The 19047-nt window shown below is 31.5% G+C and carries 19 protein-coding genes; 18 read left to right on the forward strand and 1 reads right to left on the reverse strand.

Annotated features, from left to right (window positions below):
- Nucleotide 1 precedes the first annotated feature (1 nt).
- The 18 genes from ACQ0RB_RS02850 to ACQ0RB_RS02935 all read left to right on the forward strand — a co-directional run bounded on the left by ACQ0RB_RS02850 (nt 2) and on the right by ACQ0RB_RS02935 (nt 18167).
- Nucleotides 2-1696, forward strand: coding sequence for a DUF6909 family protein (locus tag ACQ0RB_RS02850; protein ID WP_131506381.1), 1695 nt, complete (start codon nt 2-4; stop codon nt 1694-1696).
- Between the two features lie 12 nt (nt 1697-1708).
- A complete protein-coding gene (locus tag ACQ0RB_RS02855) occupies nt 1709-2764 on the forward strand; it encodes a hypothetical protein (RefSeq protein WP_430496339.1) in 1056 nt (351 codons plus the stop codon).
- Nucleotides 2754-3773, forward strand: a complete 1020-nt coding sequence (gene rfbB, locus ACQ0RB_RS02860; protein WP_430496341.1) for a dTDP-glucose 4,6-dehydratase — start codon at nt 2754-2756, stop codon at nt 3771-3773. The genes ACQ0RB_RS02855 and rfbB overlap by 11 nt, the downstream gene beginning before the upstream one ends.
- Nucleotides 3770-4627: a glucose-1-phosphate thymidylyltransferase RfbA gene (rfbA, locus tag ACQ0RB_RS02865; RefSeq protein WP_430496342.1), complete on the forward strand. Its 858-nt coding sequence runs from the start codon at nt 3770-3772 to the stop codon at nt 4625-4627. The genes rfbB and rfbA overlap by 4 nt, the downstream gene beginning before the upstream one ends.
- A gap of 1 nt (nt 4628) precedes the next feature.
- On the forward strand, nt 4629-5174 hold the full coding sequence (gene rfbC / locus ACQ0RB_RS02870) for a dTDP-4-dehydrorhamnose 3,5-epimerase (protein ID WP_430496344.1): 546 nt from the start codon (nt 4629-4631) through the stop codon (nt 5172-5174).
- The gene (rfbD, locus tag ACQ0RB_RS02875; protein ID WP_430496346.1) at nt 5171-6022 is read left to right on the forward strand and encodes a dTDP-4-dehydrorhamnose reductase; all 852 of its coding nucleotides are present in this window, start codon (nt 5171-5173) and stop codon (nt 6020-6022) included. The genes rfbC and rfbD overlap by 4 nt, the downstream gene beginning before the upstream one ends.
- 90 nt (nt 6023-6112) lie before the next feature.
- Complete coding sequence (locus ACQ0RB_RS02880) at nt 6113-6961, forward strand: sulfotransferase (protein WP_430496348.1); 849 nt, start codon at nt 6113-6115, stop codon at nt 6959-6961.
- Nucleotides 6961-8271, forward strand: a complete 1311-nt coding sequence (locus tag ACQ0RB_RS02885; protein WP_430496350.1) for a UDP-glucose dehydrogenase family protein — start codon at nt 6961-6963, stop codon at nt 8269-8271. The genes ACQ0RB_RS02880 and ACQ0RB_RS02885 overlap by 1 nt, the downstream gene beginning before the upstream one ends.
- Nucleotides 8255-9439 (forward strand): glycosyltransferase family 4 protein, encoded by a 1185-nt coding sequence (locus tag ACQ0RB_RS02890; RefSeq protein ID WP_430496352.1) that lies wholly within the window; start codon nt 8255-8257, stop codon nt 9437-9439. The genes ACQ0RB_RS02885 and ACQ0RB_RS02890 overlap by 17 nt, the downstream gene beginning before the upstream one ends.
- Before the next feature lie 4 nt (nt 9440-9443).
- Entirely contained in the window at nt 9444-10238 is a 795-nt protein-coding gene (gene cysQ / locus ACQ0RB_RS02895; protein WP_430496354.1) for a 3'(2'),5'-bisphosphate nucleotidase CysQ, read from the forward strand.
- Entirely contained in the window at nt 10239-10667 is a 429-nt protein-coding gene (locus tag ACQ0RB_RS02900; protein ID WP_430496356.1) for a DUF2061 domain-containing protein, read from the forward strand. It abuts the gene before it with no gap.
- 1 nt (nt 10668) lies between these two features.
- Nucleotides 10669-11256: an adenylyl-sulfate kinase gene (gene cysC / locus ACQ0RB_RS02905; protein ID WP_430496358.1), complete on the forward strand. Its 588-nt coding sequence runs from the start codon at nt 10669-10671 to the stop codon at nt 11254-11256.
- Nucleotides 11253-11774, forward strand: coding sequence for a hypothetical protein (locus ACQ0RB_RS02910; protein WP_430496360.1), 522 nt, complete (start codon nt 11253-11255; stop codon nt 11772-11774). Before cysC ends, ACQ0RB_RS02910 begins: the two co-directional genes overlap by 4 nt.
- Nucleotides 11774-12679, forward strand: a complete 906-nt coding sequence (cysD, locus tag ACQ0RB_RS02915; RefSeq protein WP_131506372.1) for a sulfate adenylyltransferase subunit CysD — start codon at nt 11774-11776, stop codon at nt 12677-12679. The genes ACQ0RB_RS02910 and cysD overlap by 1 nt, the downstream gene beginning before the upstream one ends.
- Nucleotides 12680-12743: 64 nt before the next feature.
- Nucleotides 12744-13997, forward strand: coding sequence for a sulfate adenylyltransferase subunit CysN (gene cysN, locus ACQ0RB_RS02920; protein ID WP_430496362.1), 1254 nt, complete (start codon nt 12744-12746; stop codon nt 13995-13997).
- 14 nt (nt 13998-14011) lie between these two features.
- The gene (locus tag ACQ0RB_RS02925) at nt 14012-15475 is read left to right on the forward strand and encodes an MBOAT family O-acyltransferase (RefSeq protein ID WP_430496363.1); all 1464 of its coding nucleotides are present in this window, start codon (nt 14012-14014) and stop codon (nt 15473-15475) included.
- A gap of 4 nt (nt 15476-15479) precedes the next feature.
- Nucleotides 15480-16880 (forward strand): hypothetical protein, encoded by a 1401-nt coding sequence (locus ACQ0RB_RS02930; protein WP_430496364.1) that lies wholly within the window; start codon nt 15480-15482, stop codon nt 16878-16880.
- A 6-nt stretch (nt 16881-16886) separates the two neighbouring features.
- Nucleotides 16887-18167, forward strand: coding sequence for a flippase (locus tag ACQ0RB_RS02935; RefSeq protein WP_430496366.1), 1281 nt, complete (start codon nt 16887-16889; stop codon nt 18165-18167).
- On the opposite strand, the gene ACQ0RB_RS02940 is transcribed toward ACQ0RB_RS02935, so the two are convergent.
- Nucleotides 18164-18901 (reverse strand): glycosyltransferase family 4 protein, encoded by a 738-nt coding sequence (locus ACQ0RB_RS02940; protein ID WP_430496368.1) that lies wholly within the window; start codon nt 18899-18901, stop codon nt 18164-18166. The two genes, ACQ0RB_RS02935 and ACQ0RB_RS02940, sit on opposite strands and share 4 nt — an antisense overlap.
- Nucleotides 18902-19047 lie beyond the last annotated feature (146 nt).

Raw genomic sequence — 19047 nt, forward strand, 5'->3', positions numbered from 1 at the left:
TATGAACAAAAGTAAACGCCATGACAGAACGAGAGCTCAAGAAAGCTCGAATGCTATAGAAAGGATGTACATTACCATGAGGCATCTCTTTAATAGAGGATTTTATAAGCCTATGGGAGTTTCTGGTGAAACACTTCGAGAGTCGTTATTGCTACTTAGACCAGAAATTTACGGTTCTATTTCAGAAGAAAAAGCAGAGCTTGAAGGACTTCTGTATGTAATTGATAGATTACCTCAAGGTATTGAAGAATGTACGTTTATCAACTTAACAAGCGATGAGGGTTATGCAAACTCGCATTTCAAACCCATAATTCCTCCAAAACGAAGAAGAAATTGCTACAGGATTGATGATGAGCAGATGAATATTGAAATCACTAGAGGACGTTCAGAGATTTACGATATTCTTACACATCTTACGTTTCTTTTCGTAGAGTCTCACAAAATAAGTAACCGTGTTTTAATAGACGAACAAGGTACAACAACAAGAGATTGGATAAAGCTTGAAAAAGCAGTTTTAAAAAGTAGTAAGTTAGATCAAAAAGAACGAGAAATAGCTGTAACTCATACGGCAAATATTTTAGGCAGAACGTTTAACGAGCTAATGTCTATTTACGATAGTTTTTCTATACCTACACAACCAGAACGATTTTTACATATAGTATACTGGTTGGGTAAGCTAGCAATAGAAGAGACAGTTAATAATAACAAACGAACTGTAACTTTTAGTCCTGTTTTAAGAGAAAGATTAGGACATCATATTCATGGAGAAATTTGGGCAGATAACATAAAAAATGTATTAAAGAGCAACAATTTATTGGATCGCGAGATTCATGTTATTAGTGCTAATATGCACAGTGTTATGAACTCTCTATTTATGCCACAAGCGTTAAAAACGTTTGCAGCTAAGAAAGACATTTTTGATGTATACCAAGCTTTAAGTCAAAAAGAGAATAAGGCATTACGCAATAAAGTAGAAAAAGTTGCGTTGCAGAATGGAATGATTTACATTCCAGATAACTCAGGAGCTAATATTGATGTGCAAATTTTTGACACCTCTAAGATTGATTTCTCAAAGCTAGACATAGATGTTGATAAAGAAAAAGTATCTAAGACTAGCGAATTGCCTGTTATAATTGTTATGGATTATGCATTTGGAGAGCAAGCTTACGAAACTATGGATGAGCTTTTAAAACCTTTAAAAGTAGGAGCAACAAACACACACCTTAATGTAGCTTCAATATCTTTAATGGGTAAAGCGGGAATTTTAGAAGGAAAAAAAGGAGATATTATGATACCTTCTGCGCATATTTTTGAAGGTACAGCAGATAACTACCCTTTTAAAAATGAATTAAGTAAGGCTGAATTAGAAGGTAATGATATAGATGTTTATGAAGGATCTATGATTACGGTCTTAGGAACATCTTTACAAAACAAAGAGATACTAAAGTTTTTCTTTAATTCAACATGGAATGTAATTGGCTTAGAAATGGAAGGAGCTCACTACCAAAAGGCTATCCAAGCAGCATCAAAAGTTAGAGGGAATATAGGACCTGATGTTAAAGTAAGGTACGCTTATTATGCTAGTGATAATCCTTTAGAGACAGGGAGTACATTAGCTTCAGGAGGGTTAGGAACCTCAGGAGTTAAACCAACATACTTAATAACAAGACAAATTATAAAACAAATATTTAATTAATCATATCATCAAATGAGTAAAAATTTACCAGACCATACACCTTCTGAAGAAATAGATTTGATTCAAATCTTTAATGTGATTGGGAGAGTTTTTAATAAGTTTATAGAATTTATAAAATCTATTTTTAGAGAATTTTTTTCAATTATTATTTATGCTTTTAAGGCCATAATTGATAATTTTAAAATTATAGCAATAGTTGTTGGGATTGCAGGAGTTGTTGGGTATGCTTTAGAGAAAACAAAACAAGAAGTCTATACTTCTCAAATGCTAGTTAAACCCTATTTTGATTCAAAGTTTCAATTAGTAACTAATATAAAATATTACAACGCTTTAATAGGGGAAAAAGACTATAAGCAGTTAACACAAATTTTTGACATAAACGATGAAGAAGCAAAGCAGCTTATTCAGTTTGAAATTCATCCTGGTCCGGAAAACGAAAATGATCAAATAAAACAATATGATAGTTTTTTGAAGGAATTAGATAGTGTTAGAGCTCAAGAAGTAGAGTTTGATGAGTTTTTAGAAAATAGAAGTATTTATTCAGGAGATATATTCGAAATTAATGTTCAGTCTTTTAAGAAAGATATTTTTAGATCATTAGAAGATGGCTTGAACTCTACGTTTACAAACACATATTCTATCAAGAAAATGCAAAAAAGAGATTCTTTGATAGCTATTAAAAAACAAAGAATACTATCATCTATTAAGGTTGTAGACTCATTAAAGCAGGTTTATGTAAATGTGATGGAAGAAGAATCAAAATCTCAGGATGGTTCTTATACTACAAGAGATGGGTTATCTTTTATACAAGAAAAAACAAATACTAAAGAGTACGAGCTTCTAAAAGAAGAGATAAACCTAAGAAAGGAATTAAGTGAACTAGAGTCTCAAAAAGTTGAAGAGGATGTGTTTTTTGATACATTATCTAGTTTTCAGGATGTTGGAGCAAAATACACAACAATATGGGAGCGCTACTCTATAATATTTCCGTTTTTAGCTTTTATAGTATTGAGTGTTATTTATTTAGCAGTTAAAGCAATTAAATATGTAAAATCATATGAGGGGTAAAAATATTCTAATTACTGGAGGAGCCGGCTTTATTGGTTCAAACTTTGTTGAGTACTTTTTAAACACTTATACACAAACAAAGATAATAATTTTAGACAAGCTCACTTACGCAGGTGAGCTTTCTAATTTAAGTGAACACCAAACCAATCCAAATTATTATTTTGAAAAAGGAGATATTTGTGATAAAAATAAACTTGAAGAAGTCTTTAACAAATATAAAATTACTGATATCATCCATTTTGCTGCCGAGTCTCATGTAGATAACTCGATAAATAAACCCGATGAGTTTATAAACACCAATGTTGTAGGAACATTTAACCTTTTAGAGATTGCAAAACGAAATTGGTTAGAGCAACCACATAAAATAAAAGAAGGTTTTGAAAATTGTAGATTCCTTCATATTTCAACCGATGAAGTTTATGGTACTTTAGGCAAAACAGGTCTTTTTACCGAAACCACTGCTTATGCACCTAACAGTCCATATAGTGCTTCAAAAGCATCTTCAGACTTTTTGGTTAGAAGTTATTTCCACACTTATGGTCTTAATGTGGTTACTACAAACTGTTCTAACAATTATGGACCTAAACAGCATGACGAAAAGTTAATTCCAACCATTATTAGAAAGGCAATTAATAACGAAAATATTCCTATTTATGGAGACGGTCAAAACATAAGAGATTGGTTATATGTAATGGATCACTGTAAGGGTATTGACTTGGCATTTCAAAATGGAAAAGCAGGAGAAACTTATAATATTGGAGGCAAAAATGAACGTAATAACCTATATATAGCTAATATTATTTGTGAAATTTTAGACGAGCTTGTTCCTAAAGATAAGCCTTATAAAGATCAAATTACATTTGTATCAGATAGACCTGGTCATGATTTTAGATATGCAATAGATGCATCAAAAATAGAAAATGAATTAGGATGGAAAGCTGACGAAAACTTTGAATCTGGAATAAAAAAAACCATAAATTGGTATTTGAAAAAATATAAAGCAATATGAAGGGAATAATTTTAGCTGGAGGATCAGGGACAAGGTTACACCCACTTACTAAAGTTGTTAGTAAGCAACTTATGCCAATCTATGACAAACCAATGATTTATTATCCTCTTACTACTTTAATGTCTGCTGGAATACAAGAAATTTTAATAATTTCAACTTCTAAAGATACTCCAAGGTTTAAAGAATTATTAGGTAACGGAGAAGATTTTGGGTGCAATTTTCATTATGCTGTACAGGAACAACCTAACGGTTTAGCAGAAGCATTTATAATAGGAGAAGAGTTTATAGGTAACGACTCTGTAGCTTTAATATTAGGGGACAATATATTTTATGGCTCAGGACTAGAACAAAGCCTACAAGCTAATGTTAACCCTAATGGAGGTGTTATATTTGCCTATCATGTTCAGGATCCAAAACGATATGGAGTTGTGGAATTTGACGATAATAATAAAGCAATTTCTATTGAAGAAAAACCCAACCAACCAAAATCTAATTATGCGGTTCCGGGAATATATTTTTATGACAATTCAGTTGTTGAAATTGCCAAAAACATCAAACCTAGCGATAGAGGAGAGTTAGAAATAACAGATGTTAACAAATCTTATTTAGAGCAAGGCAAGCTTAGTGTGCAAATTTTAGATAAAGGAACAGCTTGGTTAGATACAGGTACATTTAATTCGCTTATGCAAGCTTCTCAATTTGTTCAAGTAATAGAAGAAAGACAAGGATTAAAAATTGGATGTATTGAAGAAGTAGCTTATAAAATGGGATATATAAATAAACCTCAGCTTCTTGAACTTGCTAGACCACTCCTTAAAAGCGGTTATGGAGATTACCTTTTAAATTTGAAGTAAAATGAAAGCAGAGGAAACGTATTTAAAAGGAGTATATGTTTTTAGTCCAACTGTTTTTGAGGATCAAAGAGGCTATTTTTATGAGAGTTTTAATACTAGCACCTTTAAAAAACTAACTGGGTTAGATGTAAATTTTGTACAAGACAATCAATCTAAATCTTCTAGAGGTGTTTTAAGAGGCTTGCATTTTCAAGTAGGAGATTATGAACAAGCAAAACTAGTAAGAGTTATTAAAGGCAAAGTTTTAGACGTTTGTGTTGATCTTAGACGCAATTCTCCAACATTTAAGCAATACTTCTCTGTTGAATTAACCGAAGAAAATAAAAAACAGCTGTTTGTTCCAAGAGGATTTGCACATGGGTTTTTGGTTTTAGAAGACGATACAATATTTAGCTACAAGTGCGATAATTATTACCATAAAGATTCTGAAAGAGGGCTTATTTTTAATGACCCTTCAATTGGTATTAATTGGGGTTTCCCCGAAGATGAATTAATTATATCTGAAAAAGATAAAATATTACCAACTTCTAACACTTTTTTTAAATGAAAAAAAGCGTTTTGGTTACTGGTGCTAATGGCCAACTAGGGAAATGTATCGAAGAACTTTCTTTAAATTTTGAGGAATTAAACTTTATTTTTAAGTCTTCAAAAGAATTAGACATTACTAGTTTCAATAGCATTAAAGCATTTTTTGAAAAACACCATTTTAATTATTGTATTAATTGTGCAGCTTATACAGCTGTCGATTTAGCCGAAGACGAAAAAGAGAAAGCGTTTGCTGTAAACGCTGAAGGCGTAAAACACTTAGCTATACTGTCAAAAGACTATAACACATCACTAATACATGTCTCTACAGACTTTGTTTTTGACGGTTTAAAAAACACACCTTATACAGAAACAGACGCACCAAATCCAATAAATGTTTATGGTGCTTCAAAATTACAAGGAGAACAATACATAAAGGAGCTTTTAGATACGTATTTTATATTTAGAACCTCATGGTTGTATTCTGAATATGGAAATAACTTTATGAAAACCATGTTGCGTCTTTCAAAACAAAGACAGGAATTGAATGTGGTCAATGATCAAATAGGGTCTCCAACCTATGCTAAGGACCTAGCTGAGGTAATTCTAAAAGTGATAAAAGAAGATAGCAATAACTATGGTATGTACCATTTTAGTAACAAAGGAGAAACAAGTTGGTTTGGATTTGCTCAAGAAATTTTTAAGCAAAAAAAAATTCAAATAAACTTACAATCAATAACTTCTGAAAACTATAAAACAAAAGCAAAAAGACCAATGTTTAGTGTTTTAGAGACAAGTAAAATACAGAGCACACTTAATTTTGAAATTAATGATTGGAGAATGAGTTTAAAAAATTTAATTATGAAATAAAAATAAGTTTTTTAGGTAATTTTTAAACAAAACCCTTGATTTAGTTTATATTAATGATAATTTTGCAGGCCTTATTTCTACTTTAAGCAAATGAAAAAAACATTAATCTATATAATTGGAGCAGGACGAAGTGGAACAACTTTGTTGGATATAATGTTTGGTAACATAAAGGATGGCATTAGTCTTGGAGAGATTAATAGGTTTTATAAGCGCAATGGTATACCTCCTAAAAGAGACAAAACGTCTAAAGTTTTTTTATTTTGGAATGCTTACAAGAACCAATTAAGCATTACAGATTTTAAAGCTTTGCATAAGCAATCAGAGCAAAACGAGTATCATTCTGCTTTTTTTAAATCGACACTTCGTAACAATGATACCGAATACGTAGACGCTTTAAAAAAACAATACGAAACTTTAGAATTTGTAACTCAAGAAAGAGTTTTGATAGAGTCCTCAAAGTATCCAACTAGAGCACTTAATATTTCAACATACTTAGATAAAGAAAGGTTTGATATAAAGTATATTTATCTTAAAAAAGACCCTGTAAAAGTAGTCAGGTCTTTTCAGAAAAAAAACTTAGAACAGCCAAGTAAAGGTTTTTTGATGTCGAACCTATATTATTTAATTGTTAATATTTTATGTCAAATTTGTGTTGGTATTCTTAAAAGAAGAAAACACAAAGTAGGAGTGGTAAAGTACGAAGATTTAGTAAACAATTCTGAAGGCACAATAAAGGAACTTAGTATAGCCCTAGGAGAAGACTGTGAAGAATTAATTAAAAAACTTTCCAAAGGCGAACCCCTTAATACAGGTTACCTTTTTGATGGGAATAGAATAAGACTAAAAGAAACCTTAACTTTGCATAGCTCAACAAAAAAGGAAAAAAAAACAGTTAAAGATAATATAACAAGAATATTAAATTATATAGTATATAAATAATGAATATAAGTGTATTTGGTTTAGGCTACGTTGGAGTAGTTTGTAGTGCCTGCTTTTCTAGAGATGGCCATAAAGTTATTGGTGTTGATGTTGAAAACACGAAAGTAGATTTAGTTAATAATGGAAAATCAACAATCATTGAAGAAGGGTTAGAGGAACAAATAAAAAAATCTGTCGATAAGGGCTTACTATCAGCCACTAGAGATTATAAACAAGCAGTTGTAGATACTGATATTTCGTTTATTTGTGTAGGTACTCCAAGTTTATCTAATGGAGCAATAAATTTAGCTTATATCTATGAAGTAGCTAAACAAATAGCAGAAGCTATTAAAACAAAAGACACTTACCATACGGTTGTTATAAGAAGTACGGTAAAAGTTGGGACTTTACAAACCTGTAAAGAAATTATTGAAGATATTTCTGGGAAAAAACATAATCAAGGATTTGGAGTAGTCTCTAACCCTGAGTTTTTAAGAGAGGGAACAGCAATGTACGATTTTGTAAACCCTCCATATACAGTAATAGGCACCAATAGTGAAGAAAGTAACAAAGTTATGACAAGCCTATATGCTAATATAGACGCTCCTCTCTATTATATAAAGCCAGAAGAGGCAGAAATGATTAAGTATGCAAATAATAATTTTCATGCTATGAAAATTGCATTTGCTAACGAAATTGGAAATATCTGTAAGGAAAATAATGTCGATGGACATGTAGTAATGGATATCGTAGCAAAAGACACGAAGCTTAATTTATCCTCATATTATCTCAAGCCAGGATTTGCTTTTGGAGGATCTTGTTTACCAAAAGATGTTAGAGGATTAACTCAAATAGCAAAATCTTTAGATTTAAAAACCCCTTTGTTATCGAGTTTAATGAAAAGTAATTTTTATCAAATTGATAGAGGATTGGATCTTATTTACAATACAGGTAAGAAAAAAGTAGGGTTTTTAGGGTTTGCGTTTAAGTCTGGTACAGATGATTTAAGAGAAAGCCCTATTGTTACAGTAATAGAAACACTAATTGGTAAAGGCTACAATTTAAGTGTTTATGATAGTAATGTACATTTATCATCGCTTTTGGGTAAAAACAAAGAATATATTAATAGCCATATACCTCACATTTATAAATTACTAAAAGAAGACGTACAAGATGTAATTGACGCATCAGATGTTTTAGTAATAGGAAACAATGCCAAAGAGTTCGGTAAATTACTACCATCAATTCCTTCAGATAAAATAATTATAGATTTGGTAAGAGTAGATAAAGAAAAAACCTCAAAAGACAATTACATTGGAATTTGCTGGTAAACACATACTTGTAGTCATAGAAAACCTTCCTGCACCATTCGATAGGCGTGTTTGGCAAGAAGCTACAACACTTAAGGAGCACGGAGCTAAAGTTTCTATAATTTGCCCTAAAATGAAGGGTTATGAAAAGAGCTACGAAGTTATAGAGGATATAGAGATTTATAGACACCCTTTAAAGGAAGGAAAAGGCGCTTTGGGCTATGCCGTAGAATACTCTCAAGCAATTTTCTGGGAGTTTATCCTTAGCTGGAAAATATTTTTCAAGAAGCGGTTTCATGTCATTCATGGTTGTAATCCTCCAGATTTAATATTCCTAACAGCTTTGGTTTTTAAACCTTTTGGTGTTAAGTATGTTTTTGATCATCACGACATTAATCCAGAGCTTTATATTTCTAAATTTGAGAAGAAAGGGCTTTTCTATAAACTAATGCTGCTTTTCGAAAAATTAACTTTTAAAACAGCAAATTTTTCAATAGCTACAAATGAATCCTATAAAAAAATAGCTATTGAAAGAGGTAAAATGGATCCTGAAAAAGTTCAAGTTGTTAGAAGTGGACCAAAGTTAGAACGCCTAAAACTAATAGATTCGGTAAATCAATTAAAGAAAGGAAGAAAATATTTAATTGGTTATATAGGAGTTATAGGTGAACAGGAAGGGCTGGATTTACTATTAGAATCTGCAAAACATATTTTAACTAAAAGAGACGATGTTCACTTTGGTATTGTTGGCGGAGGAACACATTTGGAAGAAATAAAAGAACTCTGCGAAAAAATGAATTTATCAGGCCATTTTGATTTTTACGGTCGTGTAGATGATAAAACAATGTTACAGGTCTTAAACACTGCTGATGTTTGTGTAAACCCAGATAAACCAACAGCGATGAATGATTTGTCAACCATGAATAAAATCATGGAATATATGGCTTTGAAGAAGCCAATCGTTCAATATACATTAAAAGAAGGAAAGTTTTCTGCCAAAGAGGCATCTCTTTATGCAAAAAATACAGACCCTATAGATTTTGCAGAAAAGATAATAGAACTCCTAGATGATCAAGAACAAAGAGAAAAAATGGGAACTTACGGTTACAATAGAGTTTTAAATGAGCTTTCTTGGGAGCACGAAAACAAAAACCTCATAAATATTTACAGAAAAGTATTTAGCTGGTAAAAAGATGAATAGATTTTTAGAAACAGCTGTCAAAGCCTCATTAGAGGCAGGAAAAGTAATTATGCAAGTGTATAATTCAGCTTTTGATGTAGAAATAAAAGATGATAAGTCACCTTTAACCGAAGCTGATAAGAAAGCTAATGATGTCATTAATTCGTACCTGATTCCTACGGAAATTCCAATTATTTCTGAAGAAAACAAACAAACAGATTATGCTGTTAGAAAAACATGGGAAACATGCTGGGTTGTAGATCCAGTAGATGGCACTAAAGAGTTTATAAAACGTAATGGAGAATTTACTGTAAACATTGCACTAGTAACAAATGGTAAGCCTGTTTTAGGAGTTATTTATGTACCTGCAGTGAAAACTATTTATTTTGCCAATGTAGAAAATAACGAAGCCTTTAAGGTCGATTTAGAGTCTCATGATGTTACTGTTGAAACCATATTGGATTTAGCCGAACCCTTACAGCCTAAACAAAACAACACCAATAACGTTCAGGTTGTTGGTAGTCGTTCGCATATGAATCAAGACACTTTAGATTTTGTAGAAAGTTTGAAAGCAGATGGTAAAGAGGTTGAAATAGTATCAAAAGGAAGCTCCTTAAAATTCTGTTTAGTTGCCGAAGGAAATGCCGATGTATATCCACGATATGCACCTACAATGGAATGGGACACTGCAGCAGGACAAGCCATTTGTAATGCTGTTGGATTACAAGTTATTTCAAAAGAAACAAATAAACCATTAGCATACAATAAAGAAAACCTATTAAACAGTTATTTTTTAGTTAGCAAATAAATGGCAGATGTATCCTATAAAAGACATATAGCCAAAACCATAACATGGAGGGTTGTTGGAACAATAGATACAATAATTCTTTCTTGGATAATTACAGGAGATCCTTTAGCAGGACTTAAAATAGGGTTTGCAGAAGTCACTACCAAATCTGTATTATACTATTTACACGAACGTGTTTGGTACAAAATTAATTTATCGAAGGACGGTGTTCTTCTTGAAAGTAGAAAACGACATATAGCTAAAACAATTACTTGGCGGTTTATAGGAACAATAGATACAATGACATTAGCGTGGATTATTTCTGGCAACCCACTTTCAGCATTACAAATTGGTTTTGCTGAGGTGGTAACTAAAATGATACTTTACTATTTACATGAGCGCGTGTGGTATAATATAGATTTTGGATTAAGTAAAAGAAACAATAAATAAAATGGAGGAAAACATTATCCCATACAATTATCAAATATCTATAGATGATAGACGAAAGTTAAACGGACACAACTCTTTTTTGTTATGGTTTACAGGGCTTTCGGGTTCGGGTAAATCTACAATTGCTAATTTAGTAGAACAAAAGCTATTCCAACAAGGTGTAAGGACCTATATGTTAGATGGTGATAACATAAGAAAAGGAATTAATAAAGACTTAACCTTTGTTCCAGAAGATAGAACTGAAAATATCCGTAGAATTGCTGAAATAGCCAACTTAATGGTTAATGCAGGTATAGTAACACTTGCAGCTTTTGTGTCACCTTACAAAAAAGACCGAGAGAACATAAAAAGTATCGTTAAAGATGTTAACTTTATCGAAATATTCGTTAATACAAGTGTTGAAGAATGTGAAAGACGTGATGTAAAAGGACTATATAAAAAAGCACGTGCAGGAGAAATAAAAAACATGACAGGAATTTCAGCGCCTTATGAAGCGCCAGAAAATCCTGATATTGAAATAAAAACAGAAAGCGAATCAATAGAATCTTCAGCGCAGCGTATTGTAGAATATGTAATTCAAAAACTATGACAAGAAAATTAATTATTTTAATAGTATTATTAGCTTTTTTTGGTTGTGAATCATATAACAAAAACAAATCAAACAATGTAAGTGATTCTTCCGCTAAACAGGTAGTTGATAAGAAAGCAAAGGATTTTCAAGAAACACTCATAGATTACAGGAAGATAAATGAACAGTTCACAGATTCATATAAAGTTGAAGGCTTTGGTATTCAGAAAAGGCATGATAGTATAATTGGTCTTGTTTTTAAATTAAATGAAAACACTACAAAAGAGACTGTATTAAATTATAGTGTAGGATTTCGAATTTTTGATAAGACTTTATTGGAACCTAAAAACATGTCTTTTAGTCCTGATTTGATAGAAATTGGACAAAGTAAGTACATTGTTATGGAAAGAGTTATAAAAGACATGACTTATTTTGATAGTATTTGGGTCTACATATACAAAAGAAAAGATTGGAAAGGTTCCGGAAGATTAGGTGATTTTAAAGTTAGAGATATATTATTTGAAGAAAAAAATAAATAATGAGTAAGTATTATTTAAATTATTTAGATGAGTTAGAAAGTGAAGCAATTTTTGTTTTACGTGAAGTTTGGGCACAATTTGAAAACCCAGTAATTTTATTTTCAGGAGGAAAAGATTCTATCTTGGTAACACATTTAGCCAAAAAAGCATTTTATCCTGCTAAAATACCATTTCCATTAATGCATGTTGACACTGGTCACAATTTCCCAGAAACCATTCAGTTTAGAGATGACATTATTAAAGAATTAGGCGCGCAACTTATTGTTGGTTCTGTACAAGAATCTATAGACGAAGGTCGTGTTGCTGAAGAAAAAGGGAAAAATGCTACGCGTAATGCACTTCAAATTACAACACTTCTTGATGCTATTGAAGCAAATAAGATTGATTGTGCTATTGGTGGTGGACGTCGTGACGAAGAAAAAGCAAGAGCAAAAGAGCGTTTCTTCTCTCATAGAGATGATTTTGGACAATGGGATCCTAAAAATCAACGACCAGAACTGTGGAATATCTTCAACGGAAAGCATTTTGAAGGTGAACACTTTAGAGCATTCCCTATAAGTAACTGGACAGAAATGGATGTTTGGAACTACATAAAACGCGAGAATATTGCTATTCCATCATTATACTTTGCACATGAACGCGAAGTCGTTTGGCGACAAGACTCATGGATTCCAAATTCTGAATTTTTAGTATTAGAAGATCATGAAGAAGTAGTGACTAAAAAGATACGTTTTAGAACGTTAGGTGATATTACTATTACTGGTGGTGTAGAATCTGATGCTGATACATTAGAGAAAATTGCTGCTGAAGTTGCTGGTATGAGAAATACCGAGCGTGGAAACAGAAGTGACGATAAGCGATCAGAATCTGCTATGGAAGACCGTAAGCGTCAAGGATACTTTTAATCAAAATTAAATAAAAAATTAACTGTCATGCCAATTACACTTGGCATCTCATATAAAGAATAACATGTTAGACAACAATCAATTATTACGTTTTACAACTGCAGGAAGTGTAGATGATGGAAAAAGTACATTAATAGGGCGTTTGCTATACGATTCTAAATCTATTTTTGAAGACCAGCTTGAAGCTATTGAAAATACAAGTAAGAAAAAAGGTCATGAAGGTGTAGATTTAGCACTATTTACAGATGGTTTAAGAGACGAAAGAGAGCAAGGTATTACTATTGATGTTGCTTACAGATATTTTACAACACCAAAGCGTAAATTTATTATTGCAGATACACCAGGACACATACAGTATACACGTAATATGGTTACTGGAGCATCAACAGCTAACGTAGCGACTATTCTAATTGATGCAAGACATGGTGTAATCGAGCAAACTAAACGTCATGCTTTTATAGCGTCGCTATTGCAAATACCACACATTATTGTTTGTGTAAACAAAATGGATTTGGTTGATTTTTCTGAAGAGGTTTTTAACAACATTGTATCGGAGTTTGAAGAAGTGTCTTCAAAAATGTTAGTAAAAGACGTTCGTTTTATACCAATGTCGGCACTGTTAGGAGATAATGTAGTAAATAAATCAGAAAATATGCCTTGGTATCAAGGAGCACCAATGCTACATACTTTAGAAACTATGCATATTAGTAGTGATATTAATAAAGTAGATGGACGTTTTCCTGTACAAACTGTAATAAGACCACAACGTGAAGGTTTTATAGATTATAGAGGTTATGCAGGTCGTGTAGCAAGTGGCATTTTAAGAAAAGGGGATGAGGTTACTGTGATGCCTTCAGGCTTTACTTCTAAAATAAAAAGCATTAACCTTCATGATAAAGAATTAGAAGAAGCTTATGCACCAATGTCAGTTTCTATTACCTTAGAAGACGATATAGACATTAGTCGTGGTGATATGATTGTGCGTTCAAACAATAAACCAGAGCCTTCTCAAGACATTGAGGTGATGTTGTGTTGGTTAAATAATAGTCCCGCTAAGCCTAGAGCAAAGTATACTATTAAACACACCTCAAACGATCAAAAGGCGATGATTAAAGAAGTGGTTTACAAGTATGATATCAATACTTTAGAGCGTAACAGTGAAGATAGTGATTTAGCAATGAATGATATTGCAAAAGTTAAAATACGCACTACAAAGCCATTAATGATTGATGCTTATAGAGAAAACCGTACAACAGGAAGCATTATTTTGGTAGATGATGCTACTAATGAGACGGTTGCTGCTGGGATGATTGTTTAGTATACTACTTAAGCATGCTATTTAACTCTTTAGATTTTGCCGTTTTTTTTCCAATAGTATTTGTACTGTATTGGTTAGTAGCTCAAAATAAAATTGCTAGAAATTGCTTATTGCTGGTAGCTAGCTATGTATTTTATGGATGGTGGGATTGGCGCTTTTTGTTTCTTATATTTATAAGTTCTTTAATTGATTTTAGTATTGGGCAAGCCATACCAAAAGCTCAAGGAGGTAAGAAAAAGAAAACACTGTTATTAGTATCTTTAGTAGTTAATTTAGGATTTTTATGCTATTTTAAATATGCTAACTTTTTTATAGAAACTTTTGTCGATTCGTTTCGCTTATTTGGTAAGGAGTTAGAGGTATCTACATTAAATATTATTTTACCGGTAGGAATTAGTTTTTATACCTTTCAAACATTAAGCTATACGATTGATATTTATAGAAAGCAATTAGAGCCCACAAAAGATGCTCTTTCATTTTTCACGTTTGTAGCCTTTTTCCCGCAATTAGTAGCAGGGCCTATAGAAAGGGCTTCGCATTTATTACCGCAGTTTTATAAAACCTATAAATTTAACTACAATCAAGTAAAGTCGGGTTTGTTGTTAATGGCATTTGGGTTATTTAAAAAAATGGTTGTTGCAGATAGGGTTTCGGTATTGGTTAATCAGGTCTATAACAACCCTGATGCCTATTATGGCTATGAAATTATATTAGCTACGGTTTTATTTGCATTTCAAATTTATTGTGATTTTTCAGGCTATTCAGATATTGCTATTGGCGTAGGACGTACTATGGGGTTTGATTTGATGAAAAACTTTAGAAGTCCGTATCTATCAAAATCAATAACCGAATTCTGGAGACGTTGGCATATATCGCTTTCTACCTGGTTTAGAGATTATGTGTACATACCTTTAGGGGGAAGTCGTGATGGTAAATTTAAAACCTACCGAAATCTGTTTTTAGTATTTTTAGTTAGTGGCTTATGGCATGGTGCTGCCATGACTTTTATTATTTGGGGTGCTATTCATGGTGTCATTATTGTTGTTGAAAAAGCACTATCAAAACAACGTAAAACCATTGCTCAAAAATTAGGCTTTCAAACCAATACGGTATCGCGCAAACTGTTTTACATAACAATTACTTTCAGCATAGTGTGTATTGCATGGGTGTTTTTTAGAGCAAATAGTTTAAAAGATGCATTTACAATTATAGAAAATGGTCTAAAGCTACAATGGTCTCAAGTACTTAATTTTTACGAATTAGGATTAAATGCCCAAGAATTTTGGACAGCCTTTTTTGCCATTACCATTTTGGTAATCTTTGAGTGGACTCATCAAAAAATTAGTTTTACTAAACAATTGGCAGCTCAACCTATTGTTTTTAGGTGGACCGTTTATTTAATAATCGTTTTTACTTTAATAATTTTTGGGGTTTATGGAGACACGGCACCCAAAGAGTTTATTTATTTTCAATTTTAATGTTATGAATAAAATTCTGTTAAAAAGCTGTTTTTTGTTATTTATAGTAATTATAATTCTGACCTTTTTTGATTCTTCTTTTAAACGACCTACAAAAAGCTCTTATGCGAAAGAAGAATATAATAAACTAAAGGGTCAAGTGGATGTGGCTTTTTTTGGTAGTTCACATGTACAATCGACGCTTAATCCAATAATAATTGATTCAATAACTGGTCTTAACAGTTTTAATTTTGGGACTCCCGCACAACGATTTACGGCTACAATTCCTATGGTAGATATGGTTTTGAAAAAAGAAAAACTTAAGTTAGCTGTAGTTGATATTTTTGAAATGAGCCTTGGGACAAACTTAAATAAACATTCAAAAAACTTGCAATATGAAGCACTAGACAATGTCGAAATGTCTTGGGCTAAATTTAAGGCATTTGGAGATATATATGGCTTTGAAAATATTTTAAATCTGTCAACAATTATTAGAAATCACAATTTATTAGTTCAGTCTAGTTATTATAAAAAGGCGGATTTAAAGGAATTATTTTACTCAAAAGGGTTTTATACATCAACAACTACATTTAGTAATGAGGTTTGGAACAAATTCCAAAATAAACAGAACAAATTAAATAGTAAGCATAAAAAGCTAAGTAAAAAGAATCTAACTGATGTTGAAAAAGATTTAATAAACCAAGTAATTAAACAATTTAGAAAGGCGGGTGTCCCTTTTATTTTTTGTAGTGCCCCATCATACAGTGAACAGTATAATATTAAATATAGAGAGTATCAAAATGCGATAGCAGAATATTTGAATAAACTAAAGGTTCCTTTTCTTGATTATAATAATTATTGGAAGGAACTATCATTAACTAAATTAGATTTTAATGATCCAAACCATCTTAATTATAGAGGATCAAGTAAAGTTTCAATACATCTTTCAAATGTAATTAAAGATGAACTTATACCAGACTTTAATACGAAAAAATTGAAATTTAAGATGAAAAATCTAAATGATAAAAAAAATTTAAGAATTGAAACTGAACAAAAACAATTAAATGAAGAAATTATCTTAGATAATATTGAAATAACTCAGAATAAATTGGGATATGAGTTAAAATTATTTTTTGATGCAGCATCTACTTCCCATAATAATCTAGAGAAATATAGGCTTGGAATTCATATTTATCCAAAAGAAAGTTCAAAAGATCTTGTTTCAGAACGAAGTAAAGTTGATAGGATTTCTTATGATCGTTTTAATGTGTTATTAAATAAGGTAAAAGAAAATGAATTGACAATTCAACTCAATACACTCATAAAAGATTATAAAAAAACCAAACTTTTTTTATATGATAAAGATAAATATAGAGGGATTATTGGAAACCCTATATGGATAACAGAAGAAAAACAGATAAAATAAAATTAGTTGAAAGAAAAAGCATTAAAAACAATAGCAAATAAAGACCTTTCTGAAATTATGAAAAAAGGTTTAGTTGCCTTATTTATCAGAATATTAGGGTTTATAGCAGGTTATATTTTTATTTTCTATACAGTAAAACTTTATGGAGCAGAAACTCAAGGACGATTAGCCTTGAGTTTTTCTTTTATGATTATAGGAGCCTTGTTCTGTCGACTTGGGGTTGATACACATTTTGTAAAGATTTTTGCGATTAATAACAATTTTGATAATGCAAGGGGGATTTATTTCAGAATATTTCCATTTGTTTTTTGGATAACGTGTGTAGTATCCCTTGTAGTTTATATGCTTTCAGATGTAATTAGTACAGCTATTTTTGGTGACCAAGACTTAGCTTTATTTTTAAAGTGGACAGCCCCTTGTATCATGTTTTTTACATTTATACTTTTAAATGCAGGTGTGTTTAGAGGGTTAAAAAAAAATGCATTATATTCTTTTTTATTTAATGGAGGTCGGTTCGTTTTTACACTTCTCTTTTTAGGAGTTATGATTTTCTTTGGGCATTCGGCACCTGAGTCTAGTGTCAAAGCGCATACGCTAGGTATACTTGTGTTATTTCTAATTTCACTTTTTTATGTTTTTAAGTATTTGTTTCCATTCTCTAAGCGAACGAATTATGACTCTAAGACGTTTGTTCTAAAATCTCTGCCAATGCTTTTTTCGGCATCTATGATAGTTTTCTTAGGGTGGTCCGACACTATAATTTTGGGAATTTACAGAGAAAGTAGTATTGTTGGAGTTTATAGTGTAATTTTAAAAATAGCAGCAATAACTAGCTTTACTTTTCAGGCTATTGATTCTATATTAGCACCAAAGTTGTCTTCGGCTTTTCATGATAACAACATGGTATTATTCAAAAAATTGGTTAAGTTTTCTACACTAATTAATTTAATTATATCGATTATAGTAGTTATAGGTATATTTTTATTCAAAGATATTATTTTAAGATTTTTTGGTGAAGAATTTAGGTTAGGTGCAACAGCATTAATAATATTATGTATAGGTCAATTATTTAATGCAATTTGTGGTCCAGTTGGCTCTATTTTACAGATGACAGGTAGACAGAATGTTTTTCAAAATATTCTATTCATAGCTTTGATTATTAATATCTCATTAAATTTACTTTTAGTAAGCAAATATGGAATAAATGGGGTTGCTACCGCTACTGCAGCAAGTTTAGCTTTTTGGAATATAGTGAGTGTAATTTACATTAGAAAAAAAATTTACTAAATGGTTATTTCTTTTAATTTCTTTAAGAGTTTTTCGCTCACGATTTTACTGTCATATTCTTTTGCTGTTTTTAGAGCTTCTCTAGACAGGTTTCTTTTTTCCTCTTCAGTTAAGTGGTAATAGTGTGTGATAATTTCAACTAAAGCATCAGTTGCTTTGGGCGGAAATAAAAAACCATTTAGATTGTGTTTAATATAGGTGGTAGGACCAGACACGTTACAAGAAGCAACAGCAGTCCCGCAAGACATGGCCTCTAAACCAGTTAACCCAAGACTTTCAGCCTCTCTATAAGTTGGGAAAATATAAAGATCTAAATCGTTATAAATATCTATTAAGCGCTCTTGTTTAACCAGTCCAAGAAATTCTAAATGAGTTTCTAACTTGTGTTTAGATATATAATCTAAGATTTTAGATTCATCTGGCCCTTTTCCTGCCATTATAGCATTAAAGGGGATACCAGAACGCTTTAAGATTACTAAGGCCTCTAAAAAAGTTTTCCACCCTTTTTCCTCTATAAATCTTGAAACAAAACCTATTGTAATAGAGTTCTTTGTAAAATCTTTGTTTCCTTTGAAGTAAAACTTATTAGACTCAATGCCTGCTGATGGTGAAACAAAGATTTTTTTTGGATTCAAAAACGGATAATATTCAAGTACCTTTTCCTTGAAGTAAGACGTAGGAACTATCGTTAAATGCGATTTTTTTAGAATTTTTATTGCGTATAAATTTAGCATTGGATGCTTTTGGATATTTATAATATCGCTTCCGTGAGAGTTTATGACTATTTTTTTCTTACTTAAATTAAATAAATATAATATAGGTATATGATGTGTTAAGTAGTGGACATAAATCAAATCATAATCACCAGATAAATAGTTGG

This window comes from Gaetbulibacter sp. PBL-D1, assembly GCF_050509525.1.
Lineage (GTDB): Bacteria > Bacteroidota > Bacteroidia > Flavobacteriales > Flavobacteriaceae > Gaetbulibacter_B > Gaetbulibacter_B jejuensis.

Bases quoted from the DNA above. Each gene is read 5' to 3' on its own strand.
- ACQ0RB_RS02885 (WP_430496350.1), top strand. From the start codon at position 6,961: ATGAATATAAGTGTATTTGGTTTAGGCTACGTTGGAGTAGTTTGTAGT.
- rfbD (WP_430496346.1), top strand. From the start codon at position 5,171: ATGAAAAAAAGCGTTTTGGTTACTGGTGCTAATGGCCAACTAGGGAAA.
- rfbC (WP_430496344.1), top strand. From the start codon at position 4,629: ATGAAAGCAGAGGAAACGTATTTAAAAGGAGTATATGTTTTTAGTCCA.
- cysQ (WP_430496354.1), top strand. From the start codon at position 9,444: ATGAATAGATTTTTAGAAACAGCTGTCAAAGCCTCATTAGAGGCAGGA.
- ACQ0RB_RS02900 (WP_430496356.1), top strand. From the start codon at position 10,239: ATGGCAGATGTATCCTATAAAAGACATATAGCCAAAACCATAACATGG.
- rfbA (WP_430496342.1), top strand. From the start codon at position 3,770: ATGAAGGGAATAATTTTAGCTGGAGGATCAGGGACAAGGTTACACCCA.
- cysN (WP_430496362.1), top strand. From the start codon at position 12,744: ATGTTAGACAACAATCAATTATTACGTTTTACAACTGCAGGAAGTGTA.
- ACQ0RB_RS02910 (WP_430496360.1), top strand. From the start codon at position 11,253: ATGACAAGAAAATTAATTATTTTAATAGTATTATTAGCTTTTTTTGGT.
- ACQ0RB_RS02855 (WP_430496339.1), top strand. From the start codon at position 1,709: ATGAGTAAAAATTTACCAGACCATACACCTTCTGAAGAAATAGATTTG.
- ACQ0RB_RS02940 (WP_430496368.1), bottom strand. From the start codon at position 18,901: ATGCTAAATTTATACGCAATAAAAATTCTAAAAAAATCGCATTTAACG.
- ACQ0RB_RS02850 (WP_131506381.1), top strand. From the start codon at position 2: ATGAACAAAAGTAAACGCCATGACAGAACGAGAGCTCAAGAAAGCTCG.
- ACQ0RB_RS02880 (WP_430496348.1), top strand. From the start codon at position 6,113: ATGAAAAAAACATTAATCTATATAATTGGAGCAGGACGAAGTGGAACA.
- ACQ0RB_RS02925 (WP_430496363.1), top strand. From the start codon at position 14,012: ATGCTATTTAACTCTTTAGATTTTGCCGTTTTTTTTCCAATAGTATTT.
- cysD (WP_131506372.1), top strand. From the start codon at position 11,774: ATGAGTAAGTATTATTTAAATTATTTAGATGAGTTAGAAAGTGAAGCA.
- rfbB (WP_430496341.1), top strand. From the start codon at position 2,754: ATGAGGGGTAAAAATATTCTAATTACTGGAGGAGCCGGCTTTATTGGT.
- cysC (WP_430496358.1), top strand. From the start codon at position 10,669: ATGGAGGAAAACATTATCCCATACAATTATCAAATATCTATAGATGAT.
- ACQ0RB_RS02930 (WP_430496364.1), top strand. From the start codon at position 15,480: ATGAATAAAATTCTGTTAAAAAGCTGTTTTTTGTTATTTATAGTAATT.